This is a genomic window from Bradyrhizobium sp. HKCCYLRH3073, from assembly GCF_051167995.1.
Classification (GTDB): domain Bacteria; phylum Pseudomonadota; class Alphaproteobacteria; order Rhizobiales; family Xanthobacteraceae; genus Bradyrhizobium.
Genome location: NZ_JBNPUD010000009.1, coordinates 194,583 through 206,766 on the forward strand (window position 1 = coordinate 194,583; position 12,184 = coordinate 206,766).

Genomic DNA, 12,184 nt, shown 5'->3' on the forward strand with positions numbered 1-12,184 from the left:
GATGATCAGCATACTGATCAATAAGGAACAGCGAGGGAGGGTGGTCACGTGCAGTTTCATCTCAATGGCTTCCAGCCGGGCGATCCCGAAATCTTCGACACGGCCAAACGTGTCGCGAGCGCCGGCGCGAGCAGCCCGCTGCCGGCCGAGGCCGACGTCCTCATCGTCGGCTGCGGCCCGGCGGGCCTCAATCTCGCCGCCCAGCTCTCGGCGTTCCCCGACATCAAGATCTGCATCGTCGAGCAGAAGCCCGGCCGGCTGCTGCTCGGCCAGGCCGACGGCATCGCCTGCCGCACCATGGAGATGTTCCAGGCCTATGGCTTCGCCGAGAAAGTGCTGAGGGAAGCCTGCTGGATCAACGAGACCACGTTCTGGAAGCCCGATGACGCCAACCGCGCGCATATTGCGCGCAGCGGCCGCGTGCAGGACGTGGAGGATGGCCTGTCGGAGATGCCGCATGTCGTGCTCAACCAGGCCCGCGTGCACGACTTCTTCCTGGACGTGATGCGCCGTTCGGCCGCGAAGCTCGAGCCGCACTACGCCCGGCGGCTGCGGGACCTTCATATCGATCCGTCCGCAGGCAATGACGCACACGGCGTGACCGTCAGCTTCGACCGCATCGATCCGGAGCATGAAGGCCAGGTCGAGACCATCAAGGCGCGCTACGTGGTCGGCTGTGACGGTGCACGCAGCATCGTGCGCAAGGCGATCGGCCGCGAGCTGCACGGCGATTCCGCCAATCACGCCTGGGGCGTGATGGACGTGCTCGCCGTCACCGATTTTCCCGACATCCGCTTCAAGTCGCTGATCCAGTCCTCCAAGGACGGTAGCCTGCTGGTGATCCCGCGCGAGGGCGGCTATCTCGTCCGGCTGTATGTCGAGCTTGCCAAGCTTGAGGTCGGCGAGCGCGTGGCGGGCCGCAACATCACCGTCGACGAAGTGATCGCCAAGGCGCAGCGCATTCTCGCGCCATATACGCTTCAGGTGAAGGAGGTCGCGTGGTGGTCGGTCTACGAGATTGGCCAGCGCATCACCGACAAGTTCGACGACGTGCCGGAGGCGGAGGTCGCAACGCGGCTGCCGCGCGTCTTCATCGCCGGTGACGCCTGCCACACGCACAGCCCGAAGGCGGGGCAGGGCATGAACGTCTCGATGCAGGACACGTTCAATCTCGGCTGGAAGCTCGCCGCCGTGCTGGGCGAGCGCTGCGCGCCGGAGCTCCTGCACAGCTATTCAGCCGAGCGGCGGGCCATCGCCCAGGAGCTGATCGATTTCGATCGCGAATGGGCAGGAATTCTCGCCTCCGCCGCCAAGCAGGGCGGCGCCGATGCGGCCAAGACGCAGGACTATTTCGTGCGTCACGGCCGCTACACGGCGGGCACCGCCACGCACTATCGGCCCTCCGTCCTCACCGGCGACGACACCTTCCAGCCGCTCGCCACAGGCTTCGTCATCGGCAAGCGCTTTCACTCGGCGCCGGTCATCCGGCTCGGCGACGCCAAGCCGGTGCAGCTCGGCCACGTCGTCCAGGCCGACGGCCGCTTCCGCATCTTCGCCTTCGCGGAGGCAGAGGATCCGGCCGCGCCGGGGTCCGCGATCCGCCGCCTATGCACATTCCTCAGCGAGGATTCCGCCTCACCCCTGCGCCGCCACACCCCGGCGGGCGCCGACATCGACTCCGTGATCGATCTGCGCGCGGTGTTCCAGCAGGGGCATCGCGAGCTCGCGCTCGAACGAATGCCGGAGCTGCTGCTGCCGCGCAAGGGGCGCTACGGCCTCATCGACTACGAGAAGATGTTCTGTGCCGATCTGAAGAGCGGCCAGGACATCTTTGCGATGCGCGGCATCGATCGCGCGGCGGGCTGCATCGTGATCGTGCGGCCCGATCAGTATGTCGCCGACGTCCTGCCACTCGACGACGTCAGGAGGCTGTCGGCGTATTTCGATCGTGTGCTGCTGCCGGTCCGCTGAGGGATGCAGAGGGTAAACGAAATCCAAATCCGGCCCCTGGATTTCAGGGCTTGGCGCTAGTCAGATCCCAAGGTTTCCTCGCTACAAACGAGGTCTCCGGAATGGACGATCGAGTGGGTGAGACGTCGAAATGTTGATGTTGGCGAACCGTCGCAAGAGTGAACGTCGGCTGTGCAGGAGGATCGCGAAGATTCACTACGGCAACGGCAGCCTGCCGCGCGACTGCACGGTCACGGATATTTCCGACGGCGGCGTCAAGGTGATCGCCGAATTCGTCGAGATTCCCCCGCAGTTCACCATCGTCTTCGCGCCCGACCACCAGCGCAAGTGCCGGCTGGCTTGGCGCATCGGCTGCGAGTTCGGCGCCGAATTCATCGATTGAGGCGGGCCGGCCGCGCCCGCTTAACGGGACCTTAGGGTTAATCTGCCAGCGTGCAGATCATCTGGTCCCGAAGTAGTTCAGTTGCATGCGTACGCGGCCCCTCCGCTCTCTCCCTCTGCTCCGGCCGGCCGCGTTCGCGCTGTCGTTCACGGCCGTGCTGCTCGGTCTCGGCGCCTGCCAGACCACCGATCTCAGCGAGGTCACGGGGGCACTGGGCGGCAATCCCGAAAAGAGCCGCGCTGCCGCCGCCGACCCGCGCGCCGAGATCGACCAGCTTCGCGAGCGCTTCCGCGCCAGTCCCGACGATCCCGAGGTGGCGCTGCGCTATGGCAGCGCCCTGCGCGCCACCGGCCAGCGCTCGCAGGCCGTCGCCGTGCTGGAGCAGGCGAGCATCGCAAGCCCCGGCAACAGGACGCTGCTTGCGGCCTATGGCCGTGCGCTCGCCGACAACGGCAATTTCCAGCAGGCGTTCGACGTGCTCAGCCGCGCGCATTCGCCCGAGGATCCCGACTGGCGCATCCTGTCGGCGCAGGGCGCCACGCTCGACCAGATGGGGCGCAACGAGGAGGCCCGGCAATACTACATGACGGCGCTGAAGATCGCCCCTGACGACCCGTCCGTGCTGTCCAATCTCGGTCTCTCCTACGCGCTCACGAACGAGCTGCCGAAGGCCGAGGAGCAGTTGCGCAAGGCGAGCGCGCATCCCGATGCCAGCCCGCGGGTCAGGACCAACCTCGCCGTCATCGTCGGGCTGGAGGGCCGGATGAGCGAGGCCGAGAGCATCGCGCGATCAGGACTGCCGCCGGAGCAGGCCAGCGCCAGCGTCGCCTATGTCAAGCGCATCCTGGAGCGCCGCAAGATCGCGCAGCGCGAGCTGTCGCCGCGCCGTGACCGTCCGGTGGCCGGCGAGCCCGACAAGGCGCTGGCGCGGGCGCTCAGCCGGTCCGACGACTAGGAAAGCCGGTTTTCCCTCGCGACGAACGCCGAAGGCGTTTGCGCGGAAATCATGCTCAATAGAGAGATGAGATCATGATGCGATTCCGTGGCATCGCATCATGATCTCAGGCGCTATTTCGCGCCGAGCAGCTTTGCGATCGGCGCCAGCAGCGAGCTGCGCTGCGGCTTGTGGTCGATCCGCCCCGTCAGCCGGTTGGCGATGTCCTGGAACAGTTTTGGCGTGCGGCTCAGCGCCGCGATCTCCGCGATCATCTGGCCGTTGTTGGCGGCGGTGCCGAACAGCTTGCAGTCGAACGGGATGATCGCGACCGGCTCGGCCTCGACCGTCTTGGCGAAGCGCTTCAGGTCGATCTCCGGCCGCTTGGGCATGCCGACCTGGTTCAGGCAGTACAGCGGCGGCCGGTCGTTGGGACGCGAGGCCTTGAGCACGCCGAGCAGGTTCTTGGCGTTGCGCAGGTTCGCCAGATCGGGCTCGGCGACCACGAGGATGTCGTCGGCATTGATCAGCGCGTGCCGCGTCCAGGCCGACCATTGGTGCGGCACGTCGAGCACGATGCATTGCTGGGTCATGCGCAGGGTGTCGAAGATGGCGTCGAACGCGTCGGCGCCGAAATCATAGACGCGGTCGAGGGTCGCGGGTGCGGCGAGCAGGTTGAGATTTTCGGTGCATTTGGCGAGTAGGCGCTCCATCAGCGCCGTATCCGGCCTGTCGGGCTGGAACACGGCGTTGGCGATGCCCTGCAGCGGATCCTGGTTGTAGTCCAGTCCCGCGGTGCCGAACGCCATGTCGAGATCGATGACGACGGAATCCAGCGTCAGGTCGCGCGCCATGCTCCAGGCGACGTTGTGGGCGACGGTGGAGGCGCCGACGCCGCCCTTGGCGCCGACCACGGCGATGATGCGGCCGGTGATCACGGCCTCCGAGGCCGAGAACAGGCTGCAGACCGAGCGGATGACGTCGATGGTCTCGACCGGGCCGATGACGTAGTCGTTGACGCCGCGCCGGACCAGCTCGCGATAGGCGACGCCGTCGGCCGGGCTGCCGATCAGCACCACGCGGGTGCCCGGATCGCAGACGCTGGCGAGATCGTCGAGGCCGCCGAGAATGTCGCCGCCGGGCCTGGTCTCGATCACGATGACGTTCGGCGTCGGCTGCGAATGATAGGTCTCGATGGCGCGGCCCATGCCGCCCGCCTTGATCGTGATGTGCGCCTTGCCGAGCCGGCGGTCCTGGCTGGCGGCGAGGATCGCGGACGAGGTCTGGTCGGTTTCGCAGAATGCCTGCACCGAGACGCGCGGCACCGGCGCGATGTGATCGTCGAGGGCCGGGCCGGTGGGGCCGGGCTGCTCATCCTGGCTCTGACGGGACGCGTTGATCATTTGCCTGTATCGCTGAGCTTGGCCTTGTCGGACTCCGGATACGCCACCGCCGTCGATTCGCCCTTGCGGTACTTCTCGAACAAAGCGGAACGGCGCGGCGTGTAGGCGGCCATCTCCGAGCGCGGCTGCTCGAGATCGGCCGGGTTGTCGATCATCGCGGCGAGGTTGCGCTGCGTGGCGCAGCCGAAATTCTGATAGTGCTGGTTGCTGCTGTAGCCGCGATTGTCGAGGTTCGGCCCGAGATCGTCCGGCCACAGCCCGCAGGGGCCGGCGACGGCGGCGATCTTTGGATAGCTCAGCCGGATGACGGCGAGCTGCCGCGGATCATCGGGCATGGTGTTGCGCAGTGTGATCGCGTGCCCGGGAACGCCGCCGGCGGTCAGCACGGCGCGGATCTCGCGATAGGCGTCGGCCGCGGCGCGCGCGTTCGACGTGCCCGTCGGCACCTCCGCCATGATCCCGCCGGTGCCTTCGCGCAGCCATGAGCGCGCAAGACCCGCGACGTCGACGCGCTGCTGGTAGGTCAGGCCGCCGCGTCCGCTGCCGATGAAGACGACGGTCGACTGCCGGCCTTCCTCGATCGCGATCGGATGGCGGATCCTGTAGTCGTCCGGGATCGTCGCGACGACCTCGCCGGTGGTGGCGTTGCAGGCGCCGAGCGTGAGCGCCAGCCCCGCGATGGCGCCGATCCGGCGCAGCGTGCGTCCGCCGTCTGGTGTGGATGTTGCCGACATGATCGTTCCCCCGTCCCCCGTCGTCCCGCAACCTCAGTCGATGATGAAGCCGAAGCCGGCCGGCTGCCCCGTGGCCGCGTCGACCTTGGCGGCGATGCCGTACAGCCGGTTCATGCGGCCGAGCAGCGCCGACTCCGAGTCGGTGGCCGGCGCAAAGCCGTCGTCCGGACGCGACAGCTCCTTCTGGGCGACGGCGCGCACCACATAGGGCGTCACCATCACCATCAGCTCGGTCTCGTTGTTGACGTAGTCCTGGCTACGGAACAACTGGCCGAGCACCGGCAGCTGATTGAGCCCGGGCAGGCCGTTGATCGCCTGCTTGGTCTGGTTCTGGATCAGGCCGGCCATCGCCATCGAGCCGCCCGAGGGGATCTCGACCGTGGTCTCGGCGCGGCGGGTGCGGATCGCGGGGATCGTCACCGACGAGGTCGAGGCCGAGGTCAGCGCATAGGACACCGTGATCGCATTGTCGTTCGACAGCTCCGACACCTCGGTCATCACCCGCAGGCTGATGCGGCCTTCGCCGAGCACCACGGGCGTGAAGTTGAGCGAGATGCCGAACTTCTTGTAGGTGATCGACGTGCTGCACACCCGCGTCGTCGGATCGCACGAATAGCCGCCGGGAATCGGGAATTCACCGCCCGCGATGAAGGTCGCGGATTCGCCGGAGATCGCGGTCAGGTTGGGCTCGGCCAGCGTCTTGACGACACCGGCCGTCTCCATCGCGCGCAGCGTCGCCGAGACCGACGACAAGCCGCCGCCGGTGGCGGACAGGCCGTTGGTCCCGACCAGCGACTTGCCATAGGCGGTGAACGGGTTGGTGTTGTTGAAGTTGACCACCGCGGTGCCGTAGTTCAGGCTGGCGCTCAGATCGATGCCGAGCTGCTTGACGATCTCGCGCCGGACCTCCGACACGTTGACCTTCAGCATCACCTGGTCGCGGCCGCGCACGACGATCGAGTTGACCACCTTGTCGGCGCCGCCGACCAGCCGTGCGGCGATTTCGCCGGCCTGCTGCGCCTCGACCGGGCTCGACACCGATCCGGTCAGGATCACGCCCTCGCCGACGCCGTCGATCTTCACGCCGGGAATGCTCTGGCTCAGCGCCTGGCGCACGCCGTTGAGGTCGCGCTTGATCGCGATGTCGTAGGCCGCGACCTGCTGTCCCTCGCCGTCGAAGAACACCACGTTGGTCTGGCCGACCGCCGCGCCGATGATGTAGGCGCGCCGGGCCGAACGGACGACGGCGTTGGCGACCTTGGGATCGGCGACCAGCACGTCCTTGACGTCCTGCGGGAAGTCGACGACGACGGACTTGCCGATGCCGAGGGAGAGGAAGCGCATCTTCGACGAGCCGACCGACACCACGGGTGTCTCCAGCCTGTCGTCAGCCGCCTTCACCGGCGTCAGCGCCGGATTGAGCGCAAGCCCGATCACGGCCGATGTCGATAGCGCGCGGACGACCCACGTCCCGAACGTTGCGCGTTGATGCCCACCCATCATCTTCCACGTCCTTTCGATCACTTCTGCGCCGTGAGCGAGCTCGTGATCCCATAGCGAATGATCTCGATGGCGCTGCCCCGTCGCGCCATCTGCTGCTGCTGTTGCTGTGCCTCGGTCTTGTTGCCGTCGGCTGCGTTCACGTCGGCGATGCTGCGCAGCGCCAGCGCCAGCGAGCCGGCTTGGCGCGCGCGCGCCAGGGTCTCGGCCTGCTCGGGTCTGAGCTCGAGCGTCACCGTCTTGCCGACGACGGTGTTCTGGCCTTCCTTCTCCTTCGGTGCCTGGTCGATCGCGAGCACGCGGACGTTGGAGAGAATGATCTCGGAGCTGACGAAGTCGGCGGCGCCGGGCTTGTCAGGATTCTTGTCGCGCTTCGACAGGATGACGTCGACGCGGTCGTTCGGCAGGATGAAGCCGCCGGCGCCGGTCTCGGGCGAGATCTCGGTGGAGATCGCGCGCATGCCCGCGGGCAGGATCGCCGCCATGAAGCCGGAGCCGTCGGCCTTCACCAGCTTCTGCTCGCGGATCGGCTCGCCGATCACGAAGGGCGAGCGGGCGATGGTGCCGACCAGCTGATTGGCCGCTTCGGGACGGTCGCCGCGCCGGATGAAGATGTTGCTCGCAGCCTCCGGCCATGTCTGCCAGATCAGGTCGCCGGGCTTGATCGCCTGTCCGAGCCCGATGTCGGTCTTGGCGACCAGCACCTCGACCGTCGGCAACTGCACGACCGGCGCCACCGGAGCCTGCCGCTGGCCGTCGGAATTGCTGACCAGATAGGCCGCAACGCCGCCCGCGCCGAGAGCGATGGTTAACACCACGATGCGTGCGGTCATCATACGCGTGACTACTCTGTTACTCATACACCGGAAGCAAACACGCTGACGACTGACAGCCGTTCTCCCTCACTAACGACTAAGCGCCAATGGTATAAGCAGACTTGAACGCGGCGGGCCGCGGCACCCGCATCAAGCAACGATTGCGCAAGTGGTGAACAGGTTGTTAGCGTGCAAATAGTGAAACGCCGCGAATGTGTTAGCTATTTGCGCACGGCGCGCCTGCACGCATCCGTCGGCGCGCGCGCGACAGAATGAGATCATGAGTTGCAGCCGCGCCTCAGTGGGAATCTCGTTAAGCTGAATCGTTTGCTAACAACACGAGCGTAGGAACACGACCCCGTCGACGAGGTTGTGCCGTCGCGCGAGGCAGCGCGGATCGGCCGATCACGACTTGCCTCTGCGCCACGCGAAACATCCGCGCTGAACTCTCCATGGGGGCGACGATGCCGACACTGCATGCCGTGCTGCACCGTAATCAGACGGGGCCGCATCTTCAGAAAGCGGAAACGGGTTGGACATACGATTCCGTTGAGCGGGATTTCCGTCTCGACATTCAGATTTCCTCAACAATTTGCGCGCACGGTCCGGGCACGGCGGTCATGCCCAATTCGATTTAGTACGACCTAAAATGCACGCAGAAATTGTAATTAGCGCATCGTGCCGCGGCGGCGGCCGGGCCATCGTCGGGGACATCATGGGGGCGAGGGGAGACGTGCAATGTCGGTTGCTCGATTCCTGAAGCAGCGCGCGGTCAGGATTCAGACGGTCGGGTCCTACACGCTTCCGAACTGGTATTCCCCGGAAGGACGGCTGCGATCCTTCGCCTGCCGCACCACGCGGGTGTCGCCGTTTCGCGCGCTGCTCGAGGTGCCCGTCGTCGGCAAGGTCGGCGATCGCCTGACCTCGTATTTCCGCGATTTCGGCAAGTTCGAAGGCGAGATCAGCGACACCGTGCATGGCGGCTTTCTGCTCGAGCTGGAGATGACGCGCGCCGAGCGCGCCAAGCTCGCCGAGAAGCTGGTCTGGCTGGAGAAGAAGCAGAAGGATCCGTCGATCCGCGATTCCCGCCGCGACGCGCGCTTCGTGCCCAACTCGCCGCATTCGGCGCTGACGCTCGCCGACGGCAGCATCATCCCGTGCTTCGTGATCGATGCCTCGATGTCGGGCGCCGCGGTCTCGGCGGAGATCCAGCCGGAGATCGGCACGCCGCTGGCGGTGGGCAGCTGCATCGGCCGCGTCATCCGGCATTTTCCCGACGGCTTCGCCGTCCGCTTCGTTGACCAGTTGCCGGGCGCCAATGAACTGGAGCGTCGGGTCATCACGCCGCCGGTCCGCCCGATGCGGCGGAATCTCGTGGCCCACGGCGATGACCGCCTGATCGGGGCGCCCGAGGACTTCTTCATGGTGTGACGGCGGCGCTGCCGCGGCGCGCGACAGGCGGCCGCTCCGGCCTGCGCGGTTTCGCGTATGGAGCGGCGGCGGGAATCGCGGCATGGGAACTGGCGGCCGTCCGCACGGTTAACGCGATGTTAATCGGCATCGTGACAGCCTGCGCGTGCCGGGTGCATTGCCAGGAGGACCAGTCCCATGGAGGCCCAGAAGACCGCGGTGGATGCCATCGTCGTCCTGACCGGCTGCGACCGCGATGCGGTGGCCGCCTTCATCCGCCGCATGTATCTGGCCGGCGTCCGGGACCCCAAGCGGCTGACGTTCAAGGGCCTGCAGGAGCTGACGCGGGTCTAGCGTGATCGCGAGCCGGGGCCGGGGGGCTGTTGCAACGGGGCCACGGCGCAGAACTTTCAACCCGGATGTCCGCCTGCAACCGACGTGCGAATGATGCGGCCCGCCGCACTTGCGGCTAAATTGGGGCTCTAGCGGCTGGCATCAGAGCACCATTTCGATCGCCAAAAAGGCGACATATCTGCGCAACACGCTCAGAGCGGCCGGATCATGGGTACCGGACATGCTCAGACAGCTCTTCGCGCCTCAGCTCATCGGCCTCTACATCCTGATCGGGGCCACCATCTACGTCCACTTCCGCGGCAAGCAGCGGCTGCGCTTCGCCCGGCAGCTCGGCGACCACTCGACCTATCTCGCCCCTTACAATGTGCTGATGTATGCCGGCTCGGCCGTGCCCAACACGCCGGTCATCCCGGTCGAGCAGTTTCCAGAGCTCTCGAGGCTCACCGACAACTGGCAGGAGATCCGCGAGGAGGCCGTGCGTCTGTTCGACGAGGGCTTCATCCGCGCCGCCGCCGCCAACAACGACTGGGGCTTCTACTCGTTCTTCAAGAGCGGCTGGAAGCGCTTCTATCTGAAATGGTACGACGACTTCCTGCCGTCGGCGCGCACGCTGTGCCCGAAGACGGTGGAGCTGCTCGACTCCATCCCGAACGTGCACGGCGCGATGTTCGCGATGCTGCCGCCCGGCGGCAAGCTCGGCGCCCACCGCGATCCCTTCGCCGGCTCGCTGCGCTATCACCTGGGGCTGGTGACGCCGAACTCCGACAAGTGCCGCATCCTGGTCGACGGCGTGCCTTGCGTCTGGCGCGACGGCGAGGCCTTCATGTTCGACGAGACTTTTATTCACAGCGCCGAGAACGCCACGGATGTCAACCGCATCATCCTGTTCTGCGACGTCGAGCGCCCGATGAAATACGGCGCCATGACCGCCATCAACCGCTGGGTCAGCCACCACATCGTCAAGGCCTCAGCAACGCAGAACGTCGAAGGCGAGCACGTCGGCGTGCTGAACAAGGTGTTCGGCAAGCTGTACGAGTTTCATTTGGCGACGCGCAAGGTGAAGGCGTGGAACCGGACGGTGTACTATGCGGCGAAGTACACGCTGACGGTCGCCATCGTCGGCGCGATCGTGGTGTCGGCGTTTCGGTGAGTGGGACGGAGTAGGGCGGATTAGCGAAGCGTAATCCGCCGTCGTTGCCCGCGGATGCGCGGCGGGTTACGCCTGCGGCTAACCCGCCCTATGGTTGTCGCTAAAGCCGGAACCTCGATGCGTCTCTAGTTGATGGGCGGCATACGCTCCCGGGAGTTGATCTTGAACGAGGGGTTTCTTCGCGAGTTCGTCTCGCCGGATGGTACGGCGACGATCATGGTCGAAGACGATGGCCGGGTCGCCTATGCCTATTGGCTCGACTCCGAGCGAGCGATCTGCGGCGACGTCTGGCTCTACAACCGCTGCTCAGCTCCTGAGCAGCCCGAATGGACCGATCGCGACGCGGCGCCATATGCCAATCCCCTGGCCTTCGTAGATCAGACGGCCGAATTCTTTCCACCGTCGTCTGCTTCTTCCGTCACGGTCAGCTGGGATCGGCTGGGCTCCGAGACGGCTGCCTGCATTCGCGTGTCGGAAGTGGTGTTGGCCAGACTGATTAAGGGAAGCAAACCCGGCTGGTCCCGTTTGGCTGCTAAGGATGGACCCTTGGCGTTGTGTTTGCCGAGGTGATCGTTGCCGCTGCTTGTCGCGCAACAGGTATGGCAGAGTAGGGCGGATTAGCGTAGCGTAATCCGCCGTTGTTGTTCCGGACGAGCGGCGGGTTACGCCTGCGGCTAACCCGCCCTACGCTCGCGAGGTGGGGTAAGGACCAAGGTCATGCTTCGCGAAGCACTGCGCGGCTTTCTTCACCTGTTGATCTTTGTCGATTTCGGATGCGGCGCTGTGCTTCTCCTTTTGGGAGTTCAGCAGACGTTGGTCAGAGCCGGTGAGTACCGCGATCGACGCGGCAGCCTCTTCTCACTCAGAAGGCCACTCCCCAGCGGATTTTCGCAAGAGTATTACGGTTCGTGGCGTCGATCAGTGTGGTTGGCCGTTGCCTTTTTTGCGGTACTCGCCATAGGCGCGCTGTTGTTGTGGCTCCATGCACTTATCTTCGGTGCTGTGAACTAGCGGACGGAGTAGGGAGGATTGGCGCGGCGTAATCCACCGTCGTTGTTCCGGATGGGCGGCGGCTTACGCCTGCGGCCAATCCGCCCTACGCTCGCTCGGGCCCGTCGTCGACCTCAATATGGATATATCGTGTTGCCGTATGTCGCAGACTGAACTCCTGATTGTCGAACAAGTATTCCAACTTGACGGAATCGGTTTGGCTATCGTGCCCGACTTCTCGGTCCCGGAGGCAGGTTGGAAAAATGGCTCTCATCGGGTGCGCGTAGTGAAGCCGGATGGCAAGCATTTCGACGCTGACGCGAATTTTCATGTTGTGCATTTCAACATTCGCGATCCATCGGTGCCACTCGACCAACGTTGGCGGGTGGTCGTCTCGCTCCCGTTTCTGACAAGAGACAGTCTGCCTCCCGGCAGTAGGATTCTGGGAGACCGCTCTTTGGCGGCGGTGCTTGAGCCACGAGCTTCCTAAGTCTGTTCCGGGTCATTGGACGGTCAAAGAGGTGATTAGTTGATACCCGCG

General features: G+C 65.5%; 13 protein-coding genes. 9 read left to right on the forward strand and 4 right to left on the reverse strand.

The window, feature by feature from the left end; genetic code table 11:
* The first annotated feature begins 48 nt into the window (after window positions 1–48).
* The 3 genes from ACQR1X_RS21900 (at window position 49) to ACQR1X_RS21910 (ending at window position 3,308) form a co-directional block, all read left to right on the forward strand.
* A complete protein-coding gene (locus ACQR1X_RS21900) occupies window positions 49–1,971 on the forward strand; it encodes an FAD-binding monooxygenase (RefSeq protein ID WP_434899540.1) in 1,923 nt (640 codons plus the stop codon).
* Between the two features lie 136 nt (window positions 1,972–2,107).
* Entirely contained in the window at window positions 2,108–2,353 is a 246-nt protein-coding gene (locus ACQR1X_RS21905; RefSeq protein WP_315712872.1) for a PilZ domain-containing protein, read from the forward strand.
* A gap of 85 nt (window positions 2,354–2,438) precedes the next feature.
* Window positions 2,439–3,308 (forward strand): tetratricopeptide repeat protein, encoded by an 870-nt coding sequence (locus tag ACQR1X_RS21910; protein ID WP_315803527.1) that lies wholly within the window; start codon window positions 2,439–2,441, stop codon window positions 3,306–3,308.
* Between the two features lie 113 nt (window positions 3,309–3,421).
* On the opposite strand, the gene ACQR1X_RS21915 is transcribed toward ACQR1X_RS21910, so the two are convergent.
* The 4 genes from ACQR1X_RS21915 to cpaB are packed head-to-tail and all read right to left on the reverse strand — an operon-like array spanning window position 3,422 to window position 7,760.
* Window positions 3,422–4,690, reverse strand: a complete 1,269-nt coding sequence (locus ACQR1X_RS21915; protein ID WP_434899541.1) for an AAA family ATPase — start codon at window positions 4,688–4,690, stop codon at window positions 3,422–3,424.
* Window positions 4,687–5,424: a CpaD family pilus assembly protein gene (locus ACQR1X_RS21920; RefSeq protein WP_434899542.1), complete on the reverse strand. Its 738-nt coding sequence runs from the start codon at window positions 5,422–5,424 to the stop codon at window positions 4,687–4,689. The genes ACQR1X_RS21915 and ACQR1X_RS21920 overlap by 4 nt, the downstream gene beginning before the upstream one ends.
* Before the next feature lie 33 nt (window positions 5,425–5,457).
* Window positions 5,458–6,927, reverse strand: coding sequence for a type II and III secretion system protein family protein (locus ACQR1X_RS21925; protein ID WP_315803524.1), 1,470 nt, complete (start codon window positions 6,925–6,927; stop codon window positions 5,458–5,460).
* A 17-nt stretch (window positions 6,928–6,944) separates the two neighbouring features.
* On the reverse strand, window positions 6,945–7,760 hold the full coding sequence (gene cpaB / locus ACQR1X_RS21930; protein ID WP_315712864.1) for a Flp pilus assembly protein CpaB: 816 nt from the start codon (window positions 7,758–7,760) through the stop codon (window positions 6,945–6,947).
* A gap of 717 nt (window positions 7,761–8,477) precedes the next feature.
* Between cpaB and ACQR1X_RS21935 the strand changes: the two genes are divergently transcribed.
* From ACQR1X_RS21935 to ACQR1X_RS21960, 6 genes are all read left to right on the forward strand, one after another.
* On the forward strand, window positions 8,478–9,170 hold the full coding sequence (locus ACQR1X_RS21935; RefSeq protein WP_434863755.1) for a PilZ domain-containing protein: 693 nt from the start codon (window positions 8,478–8,480) through the stop codon (window positions 9,168–9,170).
* Between the two features lie 177 nt (window positions 9,171–9,347).
* Window positions 9,348–9,503 (forward strand): hypothetical protein, encoded by a 156-nt coding sequence (locus ACQR1X_RS21940; protein WP_316180128.1) that lies wholly within the window; start codon window positions 9,348–9,350, stop codon window positions 9,501–9,503.
* Between the two features lie 220 nt (window positions 9,504–9,723).
* Window positions 9,724–10,653: an aspartyl/asparaginyl beta-hydroxylase domain-containing protein gene (locus ACQR1X_RS21945; RefSeq protein ID WP_434899543.1), complete on the forward strand. Its 930-nt coding sequence runs from the start codon at window positions 9,724–9,726 to the stop codon at window positions 10,651–10,653.
* A gap of 162 nt (window positions 10,654–10,815) precedes the next feature.
* Window positions 10,816–11,223: a hypothetical protein gene (locus ACQR1X_RS21950; RefSeq protein WP_434880167.1), complete on the forward strand. Its 408-nt coding sequence runs from the start codon at window positions 10,816–10,818 to the stop codon at window positions 11,221–11,223.
* A 147-nt stretch (window positions 11,224–11,370) separates the two neighbouring features.
* The gene (locus tag ACQR1X_RS21955) at window positions 11,371–11,664 is read left to right on the forward strand and encodes a hypothetical protein (protein ID WP_315803519.1); all 294 of its coding nucleotides are present in this window, start codon (window positions 11,371–11,373) and stop codon (window positions 11,662–11,664) included.
* A gap of 139 nt (window positions 11,665–11,803) precedes the next feature.
* On the forward strand, window positions 11,804–12,133 hold the full coding sequence (locus ACQR1X_RS21960; protein ID WP_315803518.1) for a hypothetical protein: 330 nt from the start codon (window positions 11,804–11,806) through the stop codon (window positions 12,131–12,133).
* Window positions 12,134–12,184 lie beyond the last annotated feature (51 nt).